We start from the raw sequence: 24357 nt of genomic DNA on the forward strand, positions 1-24357 counted from the left end.
GTGTTACTTCTCCTCAATGGTTTCTGGATTGCTAATGAATCCGGTCAAAGCCGAAGCTGCTGCAACTGCTGGGCTTGCCAAATAGACCTCGCTACCAACATGGCCCATGCGGCCGACAAAATTCCTATTTGTCGTTGCTACAGCCCGCTCACCTTCTGCAAGAATACCCATATGACCACCAAGGCAAGGACCACAAGTCGGTGTACTCACCACGGCACCAGATTGGACAAAGATCTTAAGTAGACCTTCATCCATAGCCTGGAGATAGATCTCTTGGGTTGCGGGGAACACGATTGTCCGAACTCGAGGATCGACTTTCCTTCCCTTGAGAATCTTCGCAGCTACGCGAAGGTCACTGATCCGCCCATTCGTACAGGAACCGATCACAACCTGATCAATCTTAACTTCCCCAACCTCATCGATTGTCCTGGTGTTGTCAGGTAAATGGGGGAATGAAACGGTCGGCCTAATCTTCGATAGATCTATTTCATAGGTCTCGTCATAGGAGGCATCATGATCGGCTTCGAATATCACGGGCTTGCGCTTGCAATGTTCAGCAAGATATGCAAGAGCAACATCGTCAACGGGGAAAATACCGTTTTTCGCACCAGCTTCTATCGCCATATTGCATACGGTGAACCGATCATCGATACTTAATGAAGATACTCCGGGACCGGTGAATTCCATTGATTTGTAAAGAGCACCATCGACTCCAATCATACCAATGATATGGAGAATGAGATCTTTACCCGATACCCATGGAGAAAGCTTCCCGGTGAGATTGAATCGTAACGCTGAGGGAACTTTGAACCAAGCTTTACCACTAGCCATGCCAGCTGCCATATCAGTACTACCAACTCCTGTCGAGAAGGCCCCTAAAGCACCATAGGTACAGGTATGGCTATCGGCACCGATGATCAGATCACCAGCATCTACCAGTCCTTGTTCAGGTAGCAGGGCATGTTCGATCCCCATCTGACCGATCTCGAAGTAATTCTCGATCTCTTTATCTGTGGCGAATTCCCGCATCATCTTGCACTGCTGGGCTGCCTTGATATCCTTGTTTGGGGTAAAATGGTCAGGCACCAACGCTACTTTCTTGGTATCAAAGACCTTATCCACACCGAACTTGACGAATTCCTTTATCGCTACAGGCGCAGTTATGTCATTGCCTAGTACGAGATCGAGATCTGCCATGATCAGCTGACCAGAACGTACTTCATCCAAATTCGCGTGGGCAGCCAAAATCTTTTGCGACATGGTCATACTCATCTATTTTTCTCCTTGTTCATGACTGGCAGGGGGAACAACCCCCTCCTTCATCAATTTGTATTCTATTGAATCCACAAGCGCCATCCAGCTTGCTTCGATGATATCCGTAGATACTCCAACTGTAGACCAGGAATTCTCACCATCAGTAGTCTCTATCAGGACGCGAACCTTAGCTGCCGAGGCATCTTTAGAATCGAGAACACGAACTTTATAGTCTGTGAGGTGAACGATACCCAAAAGCGGGTAAAAATCTTCCAACACCTTTCGCAAAGCCTTGTCCAACGCATGCACCGGACCATCGCCCTGCGCGACGGCGATAGCCATTTGTCCATCGACAGCCACTTTCACCACTGCAGTATGGCTTGCCAAGGGGTCTCCCATCAAGGGCCGCTCTCCAAGTGTCTTATAATGATCCAACTCAAAATACGGTTTGTATTTGCCCAAATGCTTCGCAATCACCAGTTCAAAGGAACTCTCGGCGCCTTCGAATTGATACCCAGACATCTCCAGATGCTTGAGTGCATCGATGATCTGCTTGGTCTGAGGAGCCTCTTTTCCCAATTCGGGAGCGTAGCGTTGGATACGCTTCAATATCGTAGCCCGTCCGGCTACTTCACTCATCAACATCCTTCGTTCATTACCCACCGATTCCGGGTTGATATGTTCGAAGGAGCGGGGATTCTTTGAAATCCCATCTATATGCATTCCTCCCTTGTGAGTAAATGCACTTCTTCCAATATAGGGGGTTCCATGAGGAATGGAGACATTGGCAATCTCAGCAACTGAGTGGGAAACCAATGTCAGGTGTGCCAAAGCATCATCTTCCACAACATCGTATCCAAGTTTCAGCTGAAGTGTAGGAATTATTGTAGCTAGACATGCATTACCGCAACGCTCGCCAAAACCCACAAGCGTACCTTGGACTTGTCGGGAACCTGCCTCTACTGCAACAATGGAATTGGCATCGGCACATGAAGCATCATTATGTGCATGAATACCTACAATAATGTGAGGATAGGATTTGGACAATTCTTCTACTACGTGTGCAGTTGCATCACGAACTTGGGAGGGGACCGCGCCACCTCGGGTATCACACAGGACTATAGAAGAGGCTCCAGCAGCTGCAGCCTTCATCACAGTCTCCATGGCATAACGCGGGTTCTCCGTATATCCGTCGAAGAAATGTTCAGCATCGAATACGACCTCTTTACCCTGTCCTACCAAAAAGGAGATGGTATCATGAATCATCGCCAAATTCTCTTTCAGCGTCGTACGGATAATATCGGTTACCTGGAAGTCCCAACTCTTACCGAAAATAGATACGACCGGAGTACCAGCCGAGAGCAGTGATTGGATATTTGAATCATCTTCTACAGCAGTATTCCTTCGACGTGTAGCGCCAAAAGCTACTAATCGGACATGTTCGAGTTTCATAGAGGCGACTTGGTGGAAGAATTCCAGATCTTTTGGATTGGAGCCTGGATTACCGGCTTCAACATAATCTACTCCCAGATCATCCAATAATTTTACAATCTTCAACTTATCCAAGACAGAGAAAGAGATTCCTTCAGCTTGGGCTCCATCACGGAGAGTCGAATCAAATAAGGCTACGCTCTTTTGTTTATCAGACATGATAGAGCTCCTTCGTCACATCCTCATCGATGGTCCCTGACATTTTCATATCCCGCGAACGAGCTTCTTCAGAGAGGGGCACCCACTCTTTTGCCTTTCGACCGGCACTATGGTCACTCTCCTCACTCTCCTTCCGATTGCTCTCTGCGACTTCGACCATCCTGTTCACGGCAGCAAGCAATCCCTGCATGCTCGCTTCTATGATATCGGTGCTGACTCCACGGCCACGGTACACTCCATGGTTGTCGCTTATCTTTACCATGACCTCACCCAGAGCATCTCTATGTTCAGTAACTGCGCGCAGTTGGTAATCTTCCAAAACATAGGAGTGCTTGATGATTTTCTCAACAGCCTTATAACAGGCATACACTGGTCCTGTAGCCATTTCCACGGCTTGCATTTTGCGACCATCCCTCCGAAGGGTAACACAAGCTGTTGTAGTCATATTATTACCGCTATTTACTACGAAGTTATCCAACTCATAGATTTGAGGTGCGGCATGAGTTCCGCTCTCCATCAATGCGACGAGATCGCGATCAGTTATCTCTTTCTTCTTATCGGCGACATTTTTGAAATCTGCAAACAACTTACCCGCCATTTCTTGCGAAAGCGTATACCCCAGATCCTCCATTCTCCTAACGAAAGCATGTTGTCCGGAATGTTTGCCAAGCACCATGGTAGTCTTCTTGAGACCAATAGATTCAGGGGTCATGATCTCATAGGTCTGGGCATGGGCCATCATACCGTGCTGATGGATTCCAGACTCATGAGCAAACGCATTTGCACCTACAATAGCCTTATTAGGGGCTATCGCTACTCCGGTTATGCTAGAGAGCAAGCGACTCGTCTTGTACAACTCTTCGGTCTTCAAGCCATACGAGAAATCGAAGAGATCTTTTCGTGTCCTCATGGTCATCACTAGTTCCTCTACAGCCGCATTGCCAGCTCGCTCTCCAATCCCACAGACAGTACATTCTGCCTGTCGCGCTCCTGCTTTCAATCCAGCGAGAGAATTCGCTACCGCAAGACCAAGGTCATTATGGCAATGAACAGAGATGATTGCCTTATCGATGTTGGGAACATGGTTCATCAAATATGCAATAAGATCTCCGAATTCCTGAGGCATGCTATAGCCCACAGTATCCGGAATATTCACTACCTGTGCCCCCGCCTTTATGACGGCTTCCACAACTCTACAAAGATAATCGCGGTCTGTTCGGGCAGCATCCTCAGCAGAGAATTCTACTTCAGGACACAAGTTCCGAGCATGTGAAACCATAGCGATTGCTTGCTCCAATGCTTTATCCCGGGACATTTTAAGTTTGTACTCGAGATGAAGATCGCTGGTTGCTATAAACGTATGTATTCGAGGTTTTGCAGCAGCTTTAACAGCATCCCATGCACAATCGATATCCTTCGTAAGAGCTCGGGATAGTGAAGCGACTGTGCATGTTTGTACTGCCGAGGCGATGGCCTGTACAGAAGCGAAATCTCCAGGGGAAGCGATCGCAAACCCTGCCTCGATCACATCGACACCCAATTCTTCAAGCTGCTTGGCGAATCTGAGCTTCTCCTCAAGATTCATGCTATATCCAGGAGCCTGTTCTCCATCACGGAGCGTTGTGTCGAAAATCGCTATATGTTCAGCCATCGTATACCTCGCAGTAATTCCGGGATACCCCGGTAGGATCTAGCGGTGTATCACACCGCATATCATCTATTTCTTGAGCCAGCTCATCAAAGCCCGCAAACGCTTTCCGGTAGACTCGAGTAGACTTTCCGATTCGATCCTTCTCTTTGCATTGAAGAATGGTCTCTTGACCTGGTTCTCCACAAGCCAGTTACGGGCAAATGTACCATTCTGAATCTCCGATAGAACCTTTCCCATCTCTTTTTTAGTTTCATCGGTAATAATCCGGTTTCCGGTGACATAGTCCCCATACTCAGCAGTATCGCTAATCGAGTAGCGCATGTAGGAGAGTCCTCCCTGATTGATCAAGTCGACAATGAGCTTCATCTCATGGCAACATTCGAAGTAGGCCATCTCAGGCTGGTATCCGGCTTCCACGAGCGTATCGAATCCTGCTTTGATCAATGCAGAGACACCGCCACACAAAACTGCCTGCTCTCCGAAGAGATCGGTCTCCGTCTCTTCTTTGAATGAAGTCTCAAAGACGCCAGCTCTTCCAGCTCCCAATCCTACTGCATAGGCGAGAGCAACTGCTTTGGAATCTCCCGAAGGATCCTGATGTACGGCAATAAGTGACGGAACACCCTTACCTTCCTGGAACTGGGTCCGTACCGTGTGGCCAGGGCCTTTTGGAGCGATCATAATAACATTGACATCCTTCGCGGGAACAATCTGGCCAAAATGGATATTGAATCCATGGGCGAACGCTAAGTATTTTCCTGCGGTCAAACCACTTTCAATACTCTCGGTAAATAGCTTTGCCTGTTTTTCGTCATTGACCAACATCATGATTACATCCGCTGCTTTTGCAGCATCTTCTGCGGTCATGACCTGGAGACCGGCCTCTTCTGCTTTTTCCCAAGAGGGACTGCCTTTGTACAGTCCTACAATAACCTTCATTCCCGATTCATGTAGGTTCAAGGCATGGGCATGCCCCTGGCTTCCATACCCGATAATTGCGATAGTCTTGCTCTCCAATACCGACATGTCGGCATCTTTTTCGTAATACATGGTACTCATCGAATTTCTCCTTTTGCCCTTTGGGCTCTATTATTCATCCTCTTCACGATGATTTATCATCGCTTGGCTACCCCGCTCCATCGCAGTCATACCAGTTCGCACCAATTCAGTGATCCCATAGGGCTTCAACAAATGGAGAAATGAGGACAACTTATCCATATTCCCGGTTATCTGCATTGTGATAGTGGACTCTGTGACATCCATAATCTTGGCTTTGAAAATTTCAGAGAGCTCAACTACGGCAGCGCGTGTCTTATCGGTTGTGTGGGCTTTGACCATTACCAACTCGCTCTGAATACTTCCCTGCAATGTGAGCTCAACTACGGTAATCACATCTACCAATTTGGCGACCTGTTTCTCAATCTGTTCCACAATCGCCCGATCACCTGTGACCACAATCGTGATACGGCTGATCTCAGACTTCTCAGTCTCTCCTACCGAAAGGCTGTCGATATTATATCCCCGCCTACTGAACAATCCTACAACACGACTGAGGACTCCCGGATGGTTGTTGACTAGAATTCCTAATGTGTACCGTTCCATATTTCAATTCCCCCTTCGGAATAAGTGTGCTGGTAATCCGACTTCATTTTGAAGGCCGATTTCGATTGTGAGGTTACACCGATTCACCGTGAAGGAGTTACTCCACGGTTGCACTCGAATCGGTGTACCGTGAAGTTATAGAATAATAATTACAGATAGGAGGGTAATGATAGGTAGGAGGATAATGGAGCTGATGGAGGAGAGGGATGAAATCAAACTAGCCGATTGACGCGCACAATGATATGCCGGATTCCTATCGGTTTTTTGTGTAGCACATGTGCTTCGTTTCCCTGCCGTTCCCATGACTGGCACCTCTTACGCTAAGATTGCCTTCTGTTTTAAACGTCTACGAAATAAATGTCAACTCCATTGGTCACACTTCTTCTATAAATATACATTTTTTATACACAAAAAAAAAGAAGATGGATTTGATTCCAGTATGCTGATACACTCTTTCTATGTTGCGTATTTCATCGCTATTCGCCCGATTGATGCTCTTTTTCCTGATTGTCATGCTGGTTCCTGTACTCCTATTGGCCTTCTCGTATGTTGCCACAGGAACAAGGACATTGGAGAGTAATCTTGCGCAGCAAGGAGAGGCGACTATCCGCAATATTGCACACAGGATGCAGTCCATGGTCGAATCATATCGCCATAAGGCATATAGCATCAGTATCGATGAAGGAATTCGACAGCTAGTTTCATATGATTCACCGGAAAAACAAGAGAGTCTCAATCCAATCTATGAACGCCTTTTCACCATCATGCGTGGTGACACCTACCTAGCGACCGCATCAGTAGTGAGTGCTTCGGGCAAAGTACGGTTGTCTACCCACCTGTTCCCATCCCAATACGATCTCAGGTATCAAGGAAACGACACAAACCCTTTTTTCAATCTCTCCCGTGCTGAAGCGGGAACCGCATCCCTGATTACCATGGAAAACCGATATGCCACCCGAAACAACTCTTTCGTATTCCTTAACATCCTAAGGAGAATTCGGGATGACGCTGGACAAGTCATAGGATATGTTGCTGTAGATATCTATCAAGATACTATCAGTGACATCTCCTCGAATTCCGGTTTTTCCGATATCGTGCTCATCGATACGGAATCCTATACAGGCTCCTCACTCGTCCATATGGATAAACACGGTGATTTCAGCAAATTTCCTGAACTCACCTCAATCACATTCCCTCTTCAGGAGGGAAGTTTTAACACAGGAGGCAAGCTGGTGTCCCTGAAGGCGATTCCCAATACCCAGCTCTATCTAGCCGGCATCACAGATATGGGAATCTACCGTAGGAATGTCGAAGACTATGTAATGGTGGTCGCACTGGTACTGACTATTGGAGCAATTCTGGCAGGAATCCTAGCCTATTTTTTCAGCAAGTCCATTTCCCGCCCTATCGACAAACTCGCCACATCGATGCACCGTGTGGAAGAAGGAAATCTCGAAACCCGGGTCGAAGAGTCCAAGATTCGAGAGATTGGTGAATTGCAGCGTTCATTCAATACGATGGTCCGACAAATAACCACACTCATGGAACTCACAAGAGAGGAAGAATCCAAACTCCAAGAGGCCGAGAGAAAGGCTCTCGAAGCGCAGATGAATCCCCATTTTCTCTACAACACACTCAATACCGTAAAATCGATTGCCCGGATGCACGATGAGCAGGAAATCTATACGATTATCACTAAACTCGGAAAGCTCCTTCGAGATGCCATAGACAACCGGGAAGGAGAGACCACCCTCGCAGAAAGCTTTTCACTTGTAGAGAACTATCTCACTATCCAAAAGATTCGCTATGGTGAGAAACTCCATACCATTGTTGAGCTCGATGAAACCATAGCCTCACTCAAAACTCCCAAACTGATAATCCAGCCCCTAGTGGAAAATGCCATTATCCACGGGCTAGAACCTAAAATCGGTATCTGGCGGCTTACGGTAAGGGCTAGATTGGAAGCGAAAATGGTTATTATCTCGGTAGCCGACAACGGTGTTGGATTTTCCCGTAATATCCGTTTTAAAAATGGATTCTCACTCGATGAGGCCAACCATGTAGGACTCTCTAACATACAAAGAAGGTTGAAACTCCGCTATGGAGAGCTCTCAGACCTATCTGTGGATTCCGTGCCCCACGAGGGGACGATCGTCACCATCCATATCCCATTTCCAAGGGAGGATTGAAATACTATGCCATATACCGTGATCATAGTCGAAGATGAAGATTTGATCCGAAATGAAATCGAACACTGTACCCCATGGGAGCAATTAGGCCTACAAGTCATAGCAACTGCTGCCGATGGTCCTAGTGGCGCCAAATTAATCAATCTCCATAACCCCGATATCGTGATTACCGATATCCGTATTCCTGGTCGGGATGGACTTGAGATGCTGAAATCCTGCTCTGTGGATCATGCCATTATACTCAGTGGTCATAGTGATTTCAATTATATGAGAAGCGCCATCAAATTAGGAGTTTTCGACTACCTGCTCAAACCATTCGACGATGAGGAACTAATACAGGCACTTGCTTCTTTGGTAGAAAAATTGGTGTCTGAAGAAAAGGAAATGGCCTCCTTAGGCAACCATCGATCAGAGTCTTGGATGATAGACCTTCCCGAACACGTAGGGAACCATATCGTAGACTCCGCGATCTCCATGGTCACCCAACGGTTTGCAGAGTGTATCGGGTTACGGGAAATCGCAGATTCTTTGTGCCTATCGGAAAGTCATCTGAGTAGATTGTTCAAGGATCAGACAGGAATAAACTTTCTGCAATATCTCCAGGCTTACCGAGTCAATCGTTCCATCGAACTGTTGCACGATCCCAGCATGAATATCAGCATGATTTGCCATCGCTGCGGCTTTCCTTCCCCTGGTTACTTCTCAAAGATCTTCAGACGTTTTATCGGTTCGAGTCCGAGTCAATTTCGTGATTCGAATCCAAATCATTGAAAAATCCGATAAGAGAATCATCGAAAGCATACTGGATGGTATCTAACCCCATATTCTTGGCAGTGATGATATTCTCTTCATAATCATCGATGAACAATGCGTCTTCGGGTTTGACGCACTCCGTTTCCAATATACAGGAGAAGAATTGTGGGAACGGTTTGGATATTCCCATTTCATGGGATGCATAGGTCTTATCAAAAATATCAAGAAATCCTTTTTCTCGAAGGAATCCCCAATGCGGAGCATAGGTATTCGAACCACACACTACCCTTTTCCCCATGCTTTTCACATAATCCACAATCTTGACAACTGGTTCATTCCAGTTCGGATCAAAGAAATCGGCTAGTGGATCTCCCTGTACCATGATACCAAACTGGTGTGCCACATGAGACCAGTAGAGTTTGGAATCGATCGTCCCATCCATCAGGGGGAAAGCATAGTGAGCGTAATCCAACTGTAGTTGTTCCAAATCGAATCCATAATGGGAGGCTATCTTGTCGATTACTTCGATATCCTTGATAACCACATTTCCCATATCAAAGATATAGAGGTCGTAGGCAAATGGGGATTTCATTCACTCACCCCTTCCGTGATTCGTATACAGCTGAACCACCGATGAAATACTTGGAAAGTGCTGCAAACATCATAAACATGGGAAGACTGGCGAGCACCGCAGCTGCCATCATTGCGCCCTCATCAGTAAGCTTTTCCTCAGCAAACTTCGAAATGTAAAGGGGAATTGTTTTCATTTTTTCTGATTGGGTAACCAACAATGGCCACAACAGGTTGTCCCACTGCCCCCTGAAAGAGAGGATACCAAGTGTAGCAATGACAGGAGTGCAATTGGGAAACACGATCTTCCAAAATATGCCGAACTCTCCCAATCCATCGACTCGTGATGCATCTAGGTATTCCGTGGGGAACGTGGTTAGGTATTGTCTCATCTGGAAGACACCAAAAGCACTGACCAAGAATGGAATGATCAATCCAGCGTAGGAATCCTGCATCCTCAAGCTGGTCGCCACCATATACAGTGGTATCATGATTGCCTCGAAGGGGATCATCATCGTAGCCATGATCATCATGAAAACCAAGTTCCTTCCCCTGAATTTGAACTTCGCGATACCATAACCGGTGATTGATGCGATGAGCACGGTGGTAATCGCGACAGTAATGGAAACAAACAGGGAGTTGAAGATGTTCCTTGGAAAAATCCAGGAGCCATCATTGCCTTCCAATGCCTTCATATAGTTCTGATAACGGAAGGTTTCAGGAATCCAACTAAAGGGCATTCGGAGGATTTGGTTTCTTTCCATTAAGGAACTGGTGATCATGAACACCAGTGGCATCACGGTGAAGATCAACGTAAAGATGAGTACAGCCCATATGAGAGCTCCACTCCAATTGAAACGTCTAGGTTGGATTTCCATATGTCAATACTCCACTTCTTCACTCTTGGAGAAACGAAACTGCATCCAAGTGAACAGCAACATAATGAGAAAGAGTACGATACTCATCGCGCTCGCCCTACCTATCCTTTGATTACGAATCCCGGTAGTGTAAATGTTGAGCGTGATTACATTGATAGGTGCACGGGGTGCTCCACCTTGGACAAACAGATACTGCGTACTGAAAGTCTTCAAGCATTGAAGCATCGCCATAATCGAAACCAAGACTACAGTAGGTTTCAACAATGGAAGCGTGATTCGCCAGAAACTCTGCCATTTGGAAGAACCGTCGATTGTTGCGGCTTCATAGATGGCAGGGGGAATGGCCGCTAGACCGGTAATGAACAGAACAACAAAATAACCGATATACTTCCAAAAATAGACGATCATCGTAGAAACCTGAACCATCGTACGATCAGCCAGCCACTTCTGGTCCACCCCGGGAGTATTCAGGATAAAGTTGACCCACTGGTTACCCAATCCTCTTGGATCGAAAATCAAGAGCCAGATAGTTGCTGCAACCACAGAGGATATGACTGCGGGTGTGTAGAAAGCGATCTGAAAAACTCCCCGCATCTTCTTGCTGCTGATATTCGTCAGGAATGCGGCTAACATAAGTGAGAATATCACGATAGGTATAAACGTTCCCAATGTGAACACGAATGTAGCGCGGATAGAGTTCCAGAAGTCGGGAGAGGAGAAGATATAGGTGTAATTACCCAATCCCATGAAATCGGGAGGTGCCAATGAGAGTACCCGTTTATCGAAAAGGCTCGTATACAAGGCATTGATAATAGGATAAAAACTGAAAAGCGAAAAGAACAGGATGGCTGGAACAGTGAATGCAAACCCCCATCGTGCCTCTTTCTTTTCGATACCGATATATTTTCGTTTCTTCATACAGATCCTCTTGAAATCACCTCGAGTGGCATGGATACGGAAGGAGGGCCGAAGCGGCGGGACTTCGGCTCCCCCAATACAAGTTGTCGAAAAATATTACAGTTGTTCGTCCAATAACTCTTGTGCGGCTCTCTTGAGAGTGGCGAGGGCCTTCTCGGGAGTCTCTCCAGAAAGCATGACCGACTCGACAGCGCTGCGGATCAATGTCTGGAATTCTGCGCTGGCAGCTCCGTAGTAAACAATGTGGCCACGATCGAAATCCTTGGTGAATACATCCGAATAGGGAATATTCGCATAGGTATCGGAAGCCAACAGCTCCTTAGTAGGCTGAATGAGACTAACCTCTTCCAAATACTCTTCGGCATGACTGAGCATATAAGCGATGAACTTCCATGCTGCATCCTGTTTTGCCTTAGTACTCTGCGCATTGACCATCAGGTAGTGGCCATAATAGGAAGCGGCAACATCCTTCACCGCATTCTCGAAGGTTGGGAAGGGAACGATCATCCATTCACCACTATCGTAGAACTCGGCATTATCGGCTCGGATACGTCCAATCTGGTACAAACCGGTGTGTGCCATCGCAATGTCGTCATTGTTCATGTTGAACAATTTGCGTGCATTCTTATAGGTCGGAGAACCGAGATTCCTGCCACTGGGACCCCACTGCTGCATATAAGTAAGGAACTTGAGCCATGCCTCGTCATTGACAATAGCTGTCTTGCCATCATCGCTGATCAACTGACCGCCCAACTGTTCAACCATGGGAAGCATAGCTACCAAATAGTAGGGATACCTGAAATCGAATCCACGACGAACCAAAATGTCTCCATCACGGATTACCAGTTTTTCCGATACATCCGCCATCTCTTCCCAGGTCTTCGGATAATCGGTTTCAGGATCCAATCCAGCCGACTTGAAGACATTCTTGTTGATGAAGATACACCAGTTGGTAAGCTCGAGAGGAAGCCCATGGATCTTGCCATTGACGGTGACAGGGTCCAACATACCTGCAGCATATGTGTCAATCATCTCCTGGACATTCCCATATCCCGCGGCTTGGGGATTTACCGGTGCAACACGACCATTGACGATATACTGGTACTCATCCTCAATAGAGAGGTTGAAGATATCGGGACCTGAATTCGCGGCAAAAGCTGTTTGTACCAACTCGATCATCTTGGTGGATGACTGTGTCGTCCTCTCGATTGTAATGTTGGGATTGGCTGCTTCGAATTCTTGGATATACCGTTCTTCGATACGGGTCCTATTGGGATCCTCGTGGGTCCAATACTGTAATACGATCGGGCCTTCATCCTCTTTCGCTCCTTGCGCGAATACGAGAGATGTCATCATGGTCAAAGCTACGATCAGAATCAATACTCGTTTCATATCACTACCTCCACATAGTGTTCTCTGTCTTTATTTTCCCCTGTCCTGAGGCGTGATGCAATAAAACATTTTTGCCATTGATGGTTCAGTTTTGCTATACTGCTCTCCCTTGCCAAGGACTGATATATGACAAATTTTGCAATTATTTGTTGATTTGTCACAGTCCATGGGCTAAAAATACTATATACTAGTAATTTCAAGCGGTAACACGGAAAAAGGAGAGAACATGAGAAGAACAGCGACAATTGTAGCTATAGTGATATCGATTTCAATCTTATTCACTTCATGCGGTACCTTATTGACCAAAGGTGGAAGCGACTATAGAAGTGGAGTCGCAGCATACGATAAGCAAGAATATGTCTCATCGTTACGCTACCTAACTGCAGCTCTTTCGGTGAACCCCGAATTCGTGGAGGCCTCACAACTTTATCCTGTCGTCTTCAACGAAGGATCCACCTATTACAAGAGCCAGATAGCCGAATATAGCGGGAAAGAGAATAAGGAATCAGCTGATCGTGTCTACTATGCCTATTCACGGCTACAGGAGCTTCACGAGATAGCCAGATCATCCGGCCAGAAAGGGTTGACCATTGAAGATTACTCGAAAGAATTAGATGAATCTCGTCTTATATCGGGAAACTTGTGGTTCTCGTATGGGCAGGCCCTTCATGAGAAAGGTGATCGGGAGAGTCTGAAACAGGCAGTCGCAGCCTATGAGACAGCCCGGGGAAGAAATGCCAACATTCAAGGATTGGATGCTTTGATCACAGATGCTATGGAGAGGGCGACGATAACCTTGGCTGTCGTTGCTTTTGGATCGGGAGTAACGAATTTCTCCCAGATGGTACTTGATGATGTAAATACGATTTTTTCCGGCGATCGCTTTGTAAAAGTCATCCAAAAACATGATTTTGTTGGAGGAGAAGGTTCTATGGTCGGACCTACGGATATTGCGATCATGACTGGGATGCAAGAGGGTTGGGACTACGTTCTCGAGGTGTACGCTCACCAGAGTTTCGAACAGATCAATAAAGAGGACCTGGTTCGGCTACCCTACGACCTACCCCTATTCTCTGGAATTTTGAAGACGATGGGATACCAATATGAAACTTCTATCTCGTATCGTCTGTTCGATATTAAAGAAGGAGTTTCAATCGTACTGGAAGATGGTGTAAGGGAGATCGACGGACCCTATGAATATACGTTCAGTTATGTAGGCGCAGAAGGACTTCGGGAGTTGAATCTCGGAGGTACCGGCAAGAAGAATCTTCGCTATGTAACGAGCAAAACTGATGATATAACAACAAACTCGGCAATAGGTTCCTTACGGTGGGATTATGAGAGTATTCCCATCCCTGTCGAGATAACTAATCCCACAGACCAGACACAGTGGATATCCTACTTTAGCGACATGTATGACGATTTCCGAACGTTCGCAGAAAATGAAAGTGGAAGGCAGCTCTTCTATGCTACCGAGGTTGTCCACCATTCCCCCAGCGATACCTATTTTATGGTCGGCCCATCTTTAGATGAGGCTATAAGGCGTTCCAAGATCAATAGTGCCATCATGAATGCACTTAGTTACACTGGACGTACTTTGATTGAACAAGCCAAGGATCGTGGAGGTATAGGATACAGGAAAGCGGGCAAATTGGCTGGCAGTGCGATTAAGGATCTACTCTGATATCCTTAATATGGAGAATTATCCCTGTTTCTTCTGCTCTTCCACAAAAGCGGAGAGACGTTCCATCGTTTGGGCACTAAGGATATGTTCCATACGACAAGCATCGTTCTCAGCAGTTTCAGGGGATACTCCCAATACGTCCTCAAGGAAAACAGTAAGTGTCTTGTGTCTATGATAGACTTGATTCGCCTTCAAGCGACCTTTGGCAGTGAGTTCAATCGCTCCATAGGTCTCTTGGTGGATATATCCGTCTGACTGTAGAATCTTCATAGCCCTACTTACACTGGGTTTGGTTACACCGATTTTCTTGGCGACATCGGTAAGACGTACCGTCCCATGTTCATGTTCAAGCTCGAGTACAGCCTCTAAATAATCTTCGCCCGATTCCCGCATCAGATCCTCCAAACCAAAAAGTATCATATGGTACCACGGTAGGACTTGCAAATCAACGACTGCTGTCTACACATGGCGCAGTGAGTATTACTTAGTATTCTTGAAGATCTTCGGAAAGACCGAAAGAACGAGGAATATCAGGAATATGACAACGAAGATCGCTAGCATACCTTGCCACATCAGGGTAAGTGATTGTCTGAAAACATCCATCATAATATAACCTCCCTTTCAAACGAGCATCCTAGGTACGAGGCCTAGAATAACACCACCGGCGATTACAGAGGCTATCTGTCCGGCGACATTCGCTCCCACTGCATGCATGAGAAGATGGTTCTGTGAATCAGCCTCCTGGCCCATCCTCTGCACTACTCTGGCAGACATGGGAAAGGCCGATATCCCAGCAGCTCCTATCATAGGATTGACTTTGTTCTTGGAAAAAAGATTGAGTAATTTTGCAAACAATACACCTGCGATCGAATCGAAGATAAACGCTAGTAGACCAAGTACCATGATAAGCATAGTCTCGTAGCGGACAAATCTGTCGGCCTGCATGGAAGCTGCAATAGTGATTCCGAGAAGTAGGGTTATGAGGTTCGCCAAGACATTCTGGGCGGTTTCCGAAAGGCTCCCCAACACACTCGACTCCCTAATCAGATTACCGAACATCAACAAACCTACCAAACTTACCGAGGCTGGGGCAACATAACCGGCAATCATGGTCACCACAATGGGAAACAACAATCGAGACATCCTAGAGACCGACTTTGGATTGTATGGCATCCTGATAGCCCGCTCTTTTTTTGTAGTAACCAATTTTATAGCAAAAGGTTGTATAATTGGAACCAACGCCATGTATGAATATGCCGCTACCGCAATCGCACCCACATATTCACTCTCGAGTACGTGGGAAACCAGAATGGATGTAGGTCCATCAGCAGCCCCAATGATACCAATCGATGCGGCATCCTTGAGAGGGAACCCCATCAATGCGGCAATGGAGACTGTCGCAAAAATTCCAAATTGGGCAGCTGCACCGAAAAGTACCAATTTTGGGTTACTGAGAAGAGGCCCAAAATCAATCATTGCTCCGATACCGATGAAAAGCAGTAGTGGCATGGCCTCAGAGGCTTCTATACCGACTTCAAACAACCATTCGAGGATTCCCGCAACCTCCCCAATCCCTGGCAATGTAGTGTTGAGAGCGCCTGAAAAGGGGATATTCACCAATATTGCACCAAACCCCATCGGCAACAGCAATGCTGGTTCAAGTTTTTTTGAGATAGCGAGATAGATGAGAATTCCACCGATAAGGTACATGACTAGTTGCTGCCAGGTAGTGGCAGTGATGCCAAGCAATAAGAAGTCCATGCGCGATCCTCCTTGGAGTACTGTCTGAATATAGCACTGTGCAGCACCTGCGGTCAACGAGACTCCACACGCCTGTCTATTGTATATTTATTCTATTTATATGCATATATCTCTTTCCAAAACTATTAAAACATTCTATCATGCCAAAAACATTCGGGGAATGGATTGCATTCCCGAAACACAGAAAGAGGTGAAACCATGAAAAAAGCTCTGTTGATCATCGCACTCTCCTGTATCGCCCTCTCCATGCTCGGTGCAGCTGGAACGCAGGAACAAATGGGCGACCAGTCATTGCAGAAAGTCTTGGACAAGGGTGTCTTCGTACTTGGTCTCGATGACTCATTCCCTCCCATGGGATACCGCAACGAAAATAACGAAATCGTCGGTTTCGATATCGATCTTGCGAAAGAGGTAACCAAAAGGATGGGTGTTCAGCTCAAACTCCAGCCAATCGATTGGAATGCAAAGGAACAAGAATTGAATACCGGCAATATCGATTGTATCTGGAACGGCTTCACTATCACAGAAGAACGCTCCCAGGTGATCAATTTTACCGACCCTTATGTAGACAATGCGCAAGTGGCGGTAGTCAGATCCGATAGTCCCGTACAATCCCTTGGCGATTTAGCTGGTAAGAAAGTTGGTCTCCAAGCCGGTTCGAGTGCTGCAGATGCAGTCAATGGAAACGAGGCCTTCGCCAACTCACTGGATGAAATCGTTGAAGTGAAAGACAACCTCACGGCTCTCATGGATCTTGAGATCGGTGGTGTCGATGCTGTCGTACTCGACCTTTTCGTGGCAAATGATAATATCAAGAGAAGTGGAAAGGATTTCAGGATTCTGGACGAACACCTCTCTTCCGAGAAATACGGTATCGGCTTCAGGAAGAATGACCAAGCTCTACGGGACGAAGTCCAGAAGACACTCGAAGCGATGGCTGCCGATGGAACCTTGGCCAAAATTTCCACCGATTGGTTTGGTGGTGATATCACAGTAATCGGCAAATAGTTTCCAGGAGTCTTCCGATGACCAAATTGCTGCTGTTGATGCTGGAGGGAACACTTACCTCCTTGCGTATCTTTTTCCTCACGCTTCTCTTCGCGCTTCCTCTCGGACTATTGGTAGCCAAAGGGCGCATGAGTAAGCACCGCATCATCAGCTCAGTGGTCAACGGTTATATCATGATCATGCGCGGAACGCCATTGATCCTGCAATTGATATTTGTCTACTTTGCTCCCTACTATGTGTTGGGAGCATCGGCAGATCGATTTACGGCAGTCGTAATCGCATATGTAATCAATTATGCCGCCTACTTTGCCGAAATCTATCGGGGAGGTATACAAAGCATACCGCAAGGACAATTAGAGGCTTCATCTGTACTCGGGTTCACCAAGATCCACACCTTTACCCATATTGTGATGCCACAAGTGGTAAAACGGATCATGCCTGCTATGGGTAATGAGGTCATCACATTAGTAAAAGACACAGCACTTGCCCAAACCATTGGAGTAGCTGAATTGTTCCGGGTCGCACAGAACGCCGCTGCTAGGGAATTTTCCACTATGCCGATTTTCATTGCGGGAGTGTTCTATTTCGTTATGAATGCCATCGTCTCAAAAAGCTTCGATTTCATTGAACGCAAGCTAGACTATTACCGGTGAACAGAGGAGATCCATCATGGCAGTAATTACCGTAGAACATGTGAGAAAATCTTTCTCTACCCTGGAGGTCCTCAAAGACATCTCCTTTTCACTAAATGCGGGGGAAGTCCTTTCTATCATAGGTCCTTCCGGTTCTGGAAAGTCGACTCTTCTGCGGTGCATAACGAATCTCGAGCAAATCGATCGGGGTACCATAACCATAGGTGGGGACACTTTGGTGACCGATGGAGTCGATGGATCAGCCCATTATGCCGATAAAGCAACAATCAGCCGTATCAGACTCCGTGTCGGTCTGGTATTCCAGAATTTCAATCTTTTTCCCCACTTCTCTGTACTCCGCAATATCACAGAAGCACAGGTACATGTGTTGAAAACCCCAAAAGATGAAGCAATCGAGCAAGCACACGAACTGTTGCGTAAAATGGGGCTGGGGGACAAGGCGAAAGCCTATCCGTACCAACTCTCTGGGGGACAACAACAAAGGGTATCTATCGCTCGGGCTTTGGCACTACGTCCAGAAGTACTTTGTTTTGACGAACCTACCAGTGCTCTTGATCCTGAACTCACCGGTGAAATCCTATCTGTCATAAAAGACTTGGCTGCAGAGCACATGACCATGATGGTGGTGACCCATGAAATGGCTTTTGCCCGTGATATTTCCAATAGGGTGATTTTCATGGACGATGGCCTTATCGTAGAAGAAGGAACTCCCCAGCAGGTATTCTCAGAGGCTCAAAATGAGAGAACCAAACGCTTCCTCAATCGATTCAGTTCCTAGACGTTCTCGAAAACTACCTCTCCGCCCTTCACCACGAAATCTATTCCCTTACCCGGATACCCATTGTCATCCATACTATCCATATCCAACACAACTAGGTCAGCTAGGAGATTCTTCTTAATGATTCCCCTATCGTCCAAACGAAGTCGCTTAGCAGGAATCGATGTCATCTTGGCTATCAGCTGTTCTAGTGGAATTGTTTTCAATTCCTTGCCATAACGGGTGAGTAGATGTCTTGTAGCGCTATAAGAACGAGGATGACGCACCTTTCCACTATATAGGGCATCGGTTCCGAAACATCCGAGATGATGAGAAAGAATAGTCGTAAGCGATTTTTCGGTCTGGGTGATATCGGCCATGACTGCCGTCTGGGGGCCTTCCATTAAAAGATCGAAAAGAAGGTCGAAGGGGTCTATTCCCCTCCTTACAGCCAGAGAAGATAGACTCTGACCCTTCATCTCCTCCTTACCATCCAGATGCATGACCGAGATGGCCTCCCAACCACAGAGAGAAACAATACTATCCCAACCATCTGCACAGATGATTTTCCTTTTTATCTTTTCCCGTTCGGAACGCTCTCCAAGTGCTGCCATCAAATCGTCTCTGGATAGACTCAGATGTTCGGGAGGTAAGAGACTATAGAGCGAAGTCGATCCAAAGGTATAGGGATACTGGTCAAAGCCTACTTCAAGACCTTTGTTTGCATAGGAGTCCAATAGCTTCAGCATATAGGGAACAAGGTACTGGTTTCTCTTCCCAATTGCCTTAAGGTGTGAAATCTCGATCCGAACATGGGATTGGAAAGCTAGACCAAGAACCTCTTCCAACGAATCGAGGACACCGTCTCCTTCGCATCTATGGTGCACTGCGAACAGCCTATCCCTGTCTGATGTAACATCCAATAATGCCAAGATTTCATCACGGTTTGCAAATAGGCAGGGAGCATAGTACAACCCACTAGATAATCCAGCAGCACCTTGGTCATACGATTGGTTCAACAATTCGACCATGGTAGCGATTTCCCTCTGTGTAGCCGTTCTATTGGGATTACCCTCCATGGCCGCTATCCTGAGAGGAGCATGGGCTTGCAAGGGTACTAATCGGGTCCGGCATCCCTGTTTTTGGGAAAATTCCATATACGTGGCCACATCATGCCAAGGCCATGGCTTAGAGAACGTCCCAAGGATATCAGTAGCCATTTGAGAAAGGAGCTCGCGCTTGCTTTGGTTCTCTGACAAGGGATAGACTCCCATTCCACAATTGCCCACCACCTCGGTAGTGATTCCCTGAGTTATCTTTTCTTCCATCTCGGGATTATTCATGAGATGGAGATCACTATGTCCATGCATGTCAATAAAACCCGGTACCAAAAGCCTTCCCTTCAGATTGATCGTTTTCTTGGCTTGAAGTCCTTCTCTTCGGGGACCTGCATAGAGGATCTTGTCTTTTTCGATCGCAACCATTCCAGGATAGGGAGGAGTACCTGTTCCATCGATTATCTTGGCATTGAAGAGCAGTATTGAAGTCTCCATTGCCCTATGATACTCCTTTGCTCAAACTTGGAGAAGATGCGGGTAGTATTCAATAAATCGATTCATTTGTGTATACTTATGGGTACAAAGGGGTATAAACGTGGATGCATATGATGTGGTGATAATCGGCTCTGGACCGGCAGGTATGGGTGCGGCTTTCGAATTGATCGCCAAAAAATCCGACCTCTCTATACTCATACTCGACCAGGAACGATTCTCCACCGGCGGCATGAGAAACGACTGCAAGATGAACTTCACCTACCCTATAGGATTCCCCGAAGAATACTGGACCAAGGAACAGGCACAACAGTATCTTGCGGGTGTCACCAAATTTCTAAAACCAGATATCATGGATAAAAGCAATATTTCCATTTACCAACGTAGGGCTCAACGTTTGGGGTGTCGGCTTCTGGAAATTCAGCAATCTCACCTAGGAACTGACGGAGGACTCTTGCTTATCAAGCGTCTGCTCGCCGAATTGAATTCACTTGGTGTCCACCTCGCACTGGGGGAGAGTATGTTGTCGGTAGATGATGTGAAGAAATATATTGTCACCGATAAACGGGATATAGGATACAAAAAACTGTTGATAGCACCAGGGCGAAGGGGCTTCCATTTTCTCCAGATGATGATGCAAAGTCTCGGAGTACCGTTCGTTGATAATATTGTTGATATCGGAATTAGAGTAGAGACGAGATTGGAACACTATCCTATCGTAAAGGATTATTACGACCCAAAATTCTATTTCCCCGAGAAGGTACGTACCTTCTGCACCAATAGTGGGGATGCCCACGTGGTTAAGGAGAAATATACCAGCGCCCGTGGTGATATCTGGTATTCAGTGAACGGACACGCCTATTCTGCAGCCACCCATGAAGCGAACGGAATGGTCAACTTCGCCATATTGAAAACTGTTAAATTCACAGCCCCCTTGGCTAGTGGACAAGCCTATGCCGAAAACCTTGGTATGCAAGCGGCATTGATGGGCGGAGGTAGACCGCTCATGCAGCGCGTTGGAGACTTCAGATTGGGTTCTCGCAGCAAGGAAAATAGTTTCAATACCGATCTGTACGACTTCCCTCCGAGTCTCAAGGACTGTTGCCCAGGTGACATCTCGCTTGCTATGCCTGCCAAAATCCTTCGGGTTATCTGGAAGGCAATGAAAAATCTGGATACAATTGTTCCAGGAGTACTCCACCCTTCTACCATCATGTATTACCCTGAGATCAAATTGTATGCAAACAAACCGGTCTTCAAGGATTCCCACTTCAGTGTGACCGATTCGGTCTATCTCGCAGGAGACGGAGCTGGAACGAGCCGCGGAATCACAGCAGCATGGGCAAGCGGAATCCGCTCAGCAGAGGGGATCTTGAAATCCTTCTCCTCTACATCAAGGGGCTGAAGAGCTTCAGGATATTCCTAAACAGTCGTACAGGAAATGGTCGCTCTTCCTCCTCCGATAATGAAATCTCGGTACAAAGATCGAGGGTCCTTACCATATCGTTGCGAACTTTCACGGCAACGGAAGAGAAGAAAAAGACTACTCCACATTCAAAGTGGAGGTAAAAACTCCGATAATCCATATTTGTTGTTCCCACGATGGAAACTTCATCATCTGAGACAAACATCTTTGCGTGCATGAAACCGGGTGTATATTCGAAGATCCGGACACCTGCTTGCATTAAAGTCAAGTAATGGGATTTTGAAACCGGGTGCACATACCATTTATCGGGAAATTTCGGCGTGATAATGCGTACATCCACACCACTTTGAGCTGCAACACAGAGGGCTGTGACCATTTGGGTATCGATTATCAGATAAGGTGTTGTTATCCACACGTAATCGCGTGCATGGTTAATGATTTGGATATACGCATTCTCAGAGATATTCTCACCATCCAAAGGACTGTCACCAAAGGGTTGTACGTACCCATCGGAGGGGAATTCCTCTGTTGGCACGAATTCGGTGAGATCGACATCTTCTCCCGTAGTGAACATCCACTGCTGGAAGAACATGAGGGTAAGATTCCATACCGCAAAGCCTTTCAACATTACGGTGGTGTCTTTCCAATGCCCATACCGAATCTTACGATTGATGTACTCATCGGCAAAATTTATTCCCCCGGTAAATCCGACATTCCCATCAATTATCAGCATCTTCCTATGGTCACGATAGTTCAATTTGGCATTGAGGTGTGGTTTTATACGATTGAAAACGCCCACCTTGAAACCCATGTTGCGCAAAGTCTTCTCATATTTGGAAGGGAGTGTCTGAATGCTTCCCAAATCATCATACATAAGGCGTATGACCACACCTTCGGCTAACTTTTGTCGCAGCAGCGTCAGCATCGCAGACCACATCTCTCCATCTTCAACGATAAAATATTCGAATAGGATGAATCTTCTTGCTTTTTCGACTTCTGCCAGGATTTGGGCAAACGCAGCTTCACCCAAGGAGAAATACTCAACTTTTGTCTTATCCCATGCAGCACTTCCAGTCAGATTATAGATATAGTTGGATTGTCTGGCGAGATTTGCAGAACGTTCCTGGAGATCTGAGCGGATCTGAGGATCAGGTTCCGGCAATACCGCTCTCATCTCCTTCTCATAATGTTCCTGGTACTTGGCCATTTGACGGGCGACCCTACGACCAAGGCGTTTGTTCCCGAACAATATATAGAACGGTACGCCGAAAATCGGTGCTATAAGGATAACCAGAATCCAAGAAATCTTGAATACCGGGTGGTCATCCCTACTGACAATGAAAAAGACACTAACAAATGCAACCGTGTATACAAATGGGATATAGTACGCACTGATGCTCACAAAGTTGATGATCAGCCAGACCAACACCGAAATCTGGACCGCAAGCAAAGCGATAAATGTAAAAAGTCTCCCGGTAAGGAGTTTGAGAAACTTTTTCATGCCATACTACTTCTTATGTTCTTCATCTCCATCATCAAAATCATCATCGAATAGCGCCGATTCAACACTCGGCTCTTCATCGGCCTCTATGTTTACCTCAGGATCATTATCGTCATAATCCTCTGCATCGAGCTCAATATTCGGTTCCAAATCGTCATCTTCATCTACTTCCGTGTTGGGAAGACTATCATCGAAAAGGTCGTTCTCATAAAGCGTAGAGACTAACTCGTCATCGACATCGTCATCGTCAACATCATCTTTGCTATCGGGTCTCTTCTCGAGCTCTTCCAATAGTTGCTCGACTTCATCTCTAGATACGGTAGAGGTTCTGAAAAACTCTCGCTCTAGGGATTGCTGCAGGTATGTCCGGGCTTTCCGCATCTTTCCGAGTGCTATCATAACCTTAGCGGCATGCACATAGGCCTCGGGGAAACGGATATCGTCACGTGACAGCAACTCCTCATAGAGTTGGTGTGCTTCAACCAAAGCCCCCGTCTTAAGCAGATAAAGACCTTTATTATCAGTAAGCCCTGGACTTTGGTCTATAAGCTGCTCACATTCGTCCAGAAGGGCAGAAGCAGCATCAAGCCGATCATCAGCAAGAAGATAGGTACCCAAGTTGATCAGGAGGGTCTTATCTCTCCTCCCCTCGTCATATACCGTTTGCAACTCATCGATGGCCTCATTACGCCTATCGAGAACCCAAAGGGCCATGGTACGGGCAATCCTAGCGCTTATAATGATCTCCCCATCCGGTTGTCGCTTCCCGCGTTCCTTCTCTAAGACACTATCGTAGATTTGTAGTGCAATCTCCTTGTCTCCCCTCTGGACGAACAAATTGCCCAACATAATCGTGTAATTAGCTGGCAATCCAGCTTTCCACGCCTTCAAGTAGAGTCTCCAGGCTTTCTCCGCATCCGGTTGTTTGGCACTCAATGCCCTCGATCCAAGCGCCACCAGAATGTAACCCCTCTTCCAATAGATGAATCCAGCGAAAATGAGTATGATAAGCAATAGCCTGACAGATTGCGCAACAGGTAAAATCATGATCCCTATGATTGCGACGAGAAACGCCAGCAATGTAGGATTTTTCATAACAAGCCTCCAGTAAGATTTATCCCTATCATGCCATATTTCACATTGTATTGCCACCCGTACAA

General features: G+C 46.5%; 22 protein-coding genes. 7 read left to right on the forward strand and 15 right to left on the reverse strand.

Annotated features, from left to right (window positions below):
- Positions 1-3: 3 nt before the first annotated feature.
- From leuC to ilvN, 5 genes are all read right to left on the reverse strand, one after another.
- The gene (gene leuC / locus ACODJP_RS02100) at positions 4-1272 is read right to left on the reverse strand and encodes a 3-isopropylmalate dehydratase large subunit (RefSeq protein ID WP_422477970.1); all 1269 of its coding nucleotides are present in this window, start codon (positions 1270-1272) and stop codon (positions 4-6) included.
- Positions 1273-2904, reverse strand: coding sequence for a citramalate synthase (gene cimA, locus ACODJP_RS02105; protein WP_422477972.1), 1632 nt, complete (start codon positions 2902-2904; stop codon positions 1273-1275). It abuts the gene before it with no gap.
- Positions 2897-4555: a 2-isopropylmalate synthase gene (locus ACODJP_RS02110; protein ID WP_422477974.1), complete on the reverse strand. Its 1659-nt coding sequence runs from the start codon at positions 4553-4555 to the stop codon at positions 2897-2899. The genes cimA and ACODJP_RS02110 overlap by 8 nt, the downstream gene beginning before the upstream one ends.
- Positions 4556-4621: 66 nt before the next feature.
- Positions 4622-5614 (reverse strand): ketol-acid reductoisomerase, encoded by a 993-nt coding sequence (gene ilvC, locus ACODJP_RS02115; protein WP_422477976.1) that lies wholly within the window; start codon positions 5612-5614, stop codon positions 4622-4624.
- A gap of 30 nt (positions 5615-5644) precedes the next feature.
- The gene (ilvN, locus tag ACODJP_RS02120) at positions 5645-6157 is read right to left on the reverse strand and encodes an acetolactate synthase small subunit (protein ID WP_422477978.1); all 513 of its coding nucleotides are present in this window, start codon (positions 6155-6157) and stop codon (positions 5645-5647) included.
- 458 nt (positions 6158-6615) lie between these two features.
- Between ilvN and ACODJP_RS02125 the strand changes: the two genes are divergently transcribed.
- On the forward strand, positions 6616-8346 hold the full coding sequence (locus ACODJP_RS02125) for a cache domain-containing sensor histidine kinase (protein WP_422477980.1): 1731 nt from the start codon (positions 6616-6618) through the stop codon (positions 8344-8346).
- Positions 8347-8352: 6 nt separating this feature from the next.
- Positions 8353-9117: a response regulator transcription factor gene (locus ACODJP_RS02130; RefSeq protein ID WP_422477982.1), complete on the forward strand. Its 765-nt coding sequence runs from the start codon at positions 8353-8355 to the stop codon at positions 9115-9117.
- Here ACODJP_RS02130 and ACODJP_RS02135 read toward each other — a convergent pair.
- From ACODJP_RS02135 to ACODJP_RS02150, 4 genes are all read right to left on the reverse strand, one after another.
- On the reverse strand, positions 9068-9691 hold the full coding sequence (locus ACODJP_RS02135) for an HAD family hydrolase (protein ID WP_422477984.1): 624 nt from the start codon (positions 9689-9691) through the stop codon (positions 9068-9070). The genes ACODJP_RS02130 and ACODJP_RS02135 overlap by 50 nt on opposite strands.
- 4 nt (positions 9692-9695) lie before the next feature.
- Entirely contained in the window at positions 9696-10547 is an 852-nt protein-coding gene (locus tag ACODJP_RS02140; protein ID WP_422477986.1) for a carbohydrate ABC transporter permease, read from the reverse strand.
- Between the two features lie 3 nt (positions 10548-10550).
- The gene (locus ACODJP_RS02145; protein ID WP_422477988.1) at positions 10551-11465 is read right to left on the reverse strand and encodes a carbohydrate ABC transporter permease; all 915 of its coding nucleotides are present in this window, start codon (positions 11463-11465) and stop codon (positions 10551-10553) included.
- Positions 11466-11561: 96 nt separating this feature from the next.
- The gene (locus tag ACODJP_RS02150) at positions 11562-12857 is read right to left on the reverse strand and encodes an ABC transporter substrate-binding protein (RefSeq protein WP_422477990.1); all 1296 of its coding nucleotides are present in this window, start codon (positions 12855-12857) and stop codon (positions 11562-11564) included.
- 226 nt (positions 12858-13083) lie between these two features.
- Between ACODJP_RS02150 and ACODJP_RS02155 the strand changes: the two genes are divergently transcribed.
- Positions 13084-14541 carry a hypothetical protein gene (locus ACODJP_RS02155; protein ID WP_422477992.1) on the forward strand — a complete coding sequence of 486 codons (1458 nt, stop codon included), beginning with the start codon at positions 13084-13086 and terminating at the stop codon, positions 14539-14541.
- Between the two features lie 18 nt (positions 14542-14559).
- Here ACODJP_RS02155 and ACODJP_RS02160 read toward each other — a convergent pair whose 3' ends face one another.
- From ACODJP_RS02160 to ACODJP_RS02170, 3 genes are read right to left on the reverse strand one after another with little or no spacing between them, the layout of a single operon-like run.
- Positions 14560-14961, reverse strand: a complete 402-nt coding sequence (locus tag ACODJP_RS02160) for a metal-dependent transcriptional regulator (RefSeq protein ID WP_422477994.1) — start codon at positions 14959-14961, stop codon at positions 14560-14562.
- A 60-nt stretch (positions 14962-15021) separates the two neighbouring features.
- Positions 15022-15147: a hypothetical protein gene (locus ACODJP_RS02165; RefSeq protein WP_422477996.1), complete on the reverse strand. Its 126-nt coding sequence runs from the start codon at positions 15145-15147 to the stop codon at positions 15022-15024.
- Positions 15148-15162: 15 nt separating this feature from the next.
- Complete coding sequence (locus ACODJP_RS02170) at positions 15163-16302, reverse strand: sodium ion-translocating decarboxylase subunit beta (protein ID WP_422477998.1); 1140 nt, start codon at positions 16300-16302, stop codon at positions 15163-15165.
- Positions 16303-16500: 198 nt separating this feature from the next.
- Between ACODJP_RS02170 and ACODJP_RS02175 the strand changes: the two genes are divergently transcribed.
- The 3 genes from ACODJP_RS02175 to ACODJP_RS02185 are packed head-to-tail and all read left to right on the forward strand — an operon-like array spanning position 16501 to position 18741.
- Positions 16501-17310 carry an amino acid ABC transporter substrate-binding protein gene (locus tag ACODJP_RS02175; RefSeq protein ID WP_422478000.1) on the forward strand — a complete coding sequence of 270 codons (810 nt, stop codon included), beginning with the start codon at positions 16501-16503 and terminating at the stop codon, positions 17308-17310.
- Between the two features lie 17 nt (positions 17311-17327).
- Positions 17328-17963, forward strand: a complete 636-nt coding sequence (locus ACODJP_RS02180) for an amino acid ABC transporter permease (protein WP_422478002.1) — start codon at positions 17328-17330, stop codon at positions 17961-17963.
- 16 nt (positions 17964-17979) lie between these two features.
- Entirely contained in the window at positions 17980-18741 is a 762-nt protein-coding gene (locus ACODJP_RS02185) for an amino acid ABC transporter ATP-binding protein (RefSeq protein ID WP_422478004.1), read from the forward strand.
- On the opposite strand, the gene ACODJP_RS02190 is transcribed toward ACODJP_RS02185, so the two are convergent.
- Positions 18738-20273 carry an N-acyl-D-amino-acid deacylase family protein gene (locus ACODJP_RS02190; protein WP_422478006.1) on the reverse strand — a complete coding sequence of 512 codons (1536 nt, stop codon included), beginning with the start codon at positions 20271-20273 and terminating at the stop codon, positions 18738-18740. The genes ACODJP_RS02185 and ACODJP_RS02190 overlap by 4 nt on opposite strands.
- A 100-nt stretch (positions 20274-20373) precedes the next feature.
- On the opposite strand from ACODJP_RS02190, the gene ACODJP_RS02195 reads away from it, so the two are divergent.
- Positions 20374-21675, forward strand: a complete 1302-nt coding sequence (locus ACODJP_RS02195; RefSeq protein WP_422478008.1) for an FAD-dependent oxidoreductase — start codon at positions 20374-20376, stop codon at positions 21673-21675.
- Here the strand turns inward: ACODJP_RS02195 and cls are convergent.
- Both cls and ACODJP_RS02205 read right to left on the reverse strand, forming a co-directional pair.
- Positions 21659-23197: a cardiolipin synthase gene (gene cls / locus ACODJP_RS02200; protein WP_422478010.1), complete on the reverse strand. Its 1539-nt coding sequence runs from the start codon at positions 23195-23197 to the stop codon at positions 21659-21661. The genes ACODJP_RS02195 and cls overlap by 17 nt on opposite strands.
- Positions 23198-23203: 6 nt before the next feature.
- The gene (locus ACODJP_RS02205) at positions 23204-24292 is read right to left on the reverse strand and encodes a tetratricopeptide repeat protein (protein WP_422478012.1); all 1089 of its coding nucleotides are present in this window, start codon (positions 24290-24292) and stop codon (positions 23204-23206) included.
- Positions 24293-24357: the final 65 nt, after the last annotated feature.

This window comes from Pleomorphochaeta sp. DL1XJH-081 (genome assembly GCF_049310885.1).
Lineage (GTDB): Bacteria > Spirochaetota > Spirochaetia > Sphaerochaetales > Sphaerochaetaceae > CAYZJV01.

Bases quoted from the DNA above. Each gene is read 5' to 3' on its own strand.
- leuC (WP_422477970.1), bottom strand. From the start codon at position 1,272: ATGAGTATGACCATGTCGCAAAAGATTTTGGCTGCCCACGCGAATTTG.
- cimA (WP_422477972.1), bottom strand. From the start codon at position 2,904: ATGTCTGATAAACAAAAGAGCGTAGCCTTATTTGATTCGACTCTCCGT.
- ACODJP_RS02110 (WP_422477974.1), bottom strand. From the start codon at position 4,555: ATGGCTGAACATATAGCGATTTTCGACACAACGCTCCGTGATGGAGAA.
- ilvC (WP_422477976.1), bottom strand. From the start codon at position 5,614: ATGAGTACCATGTATTACGAAAAAGATGCCGACATGTCGGTATTGGAG.
- ilvN (WP_422477978.1), bottom strand. From the start codon at position 6,157: ATGGAACGGTACACATTAGGAATTCTAGTCAACAACCATCCGGGAGTC.
- ACODJP_RS02125 (WP_422477980.1), top strand. From the start codon at position 6,616: ATGTTGCGTATTTCATCGCTATTCGCCCGATTGATGCTCTTTTTCCTG.
- ACODJP_RS02130 (WP_422477982.1), top strand. From the start codon at position 8,353: ATGCCATATACCGTGATCATAGTCGAAGATGAAGATTTGATCCGAAAT.
- ACODJP_RS02135 (WP_422477984.1), bottom strand. From the start codon at position 9,691: ATGAAATCCCCATTTGCCTACGACCTCTATATCTTTGATATGGGAAAT.
- ACODJP_RS02140 (WP_422477986.1), bottom strand. From the start codon at position 10,547: ATGGAAATCCAACCTAGACGTTTCAATTGGAGTGGAGCTCTCATATGG.
- ACODJP_RS02145 (WP_422477988.1), bottom strand. From the start codon at position 11,465: ATGAAGAAACGAAAATATATCGGTATCGAAAAGAAAGAGGCACGATGG.
- ACODJP_RS02150 (WP_422477990.1), bottom strand. From the start codon at position 12,857: ATGAAACGAGTATTGATTCTGATCGTAGCTTTGACCATGATGACATCT.
- ACODJP_RS02155 (WP_422477992.1), top strand. From the start codon at position 13,084: ATGAGAAGAACAGCGACAATTGTAGCTATAGTGATATCGATTTCAATC.
- ACODJP_RS02160 (WP_422477994.1), bottom strand. From the start codon at position 14,961: ATGATACTTTTTGGTTTGGAGGATCTGATGCGGGAATCGGGCGAAGAT.
- ACODJP_RS02165 (WP_422477996.1), bottom strand. From the start codon at position 15,147: ATGATGGATGTTTTCAGACAATCACTTACCCTGATGTGGCAAGGTATG.
- ACODJP_RS02170 (WP_422477998.1), bottom strand. From the start codon at position 16,302: ATGGACTTCTTATTGCTTGGCATCACTGCCACTACCTGGCAGCAACTA.
- ACODJP_RS02175 (WP_422478000.1), top strand. From the start codon at position 16,501: ATGAAAAAAGCTCTGTTGATCATCGCACTCTCCTGTATCGCCCTCTCC.
- ACODJP_RS02180 (WP_422478002.1), top strand. From the start codon at position 17,328: ATGACCAAATTGCTGCTGTTGATGCTGGAGGGAACACTTACCTCCTTG.
- ACODJP_RS02185 (WP_422478004.1), top strand. From the start codon at position 17,980: ATGGCAGTAATTACCGTAGAACATGTGAGAAAATCTTTCTCTACCCTG.
- ACODJP_RS02190 (WP_422478006.1), bottom strand. From the start codon at position 20,273: ATGGAGACTTCAATACTGCTCTTCAATGCCAAGATAATCGATGGAACA.
- cls (WP_422478010.1), bottom strand. From the start codon at position 23,197: ATGAAAAAGTTTCTCAAACTCCTTACCGGGAGACTTTTTACATTTATC.
- ACODJP_RS02205 (WP_422478012.1), bottom strand. From the start codon at position 24,292: ATGAAAAATCCTACATTGCTGGCGTTTCTCGTCGCAATCATAGGGATC.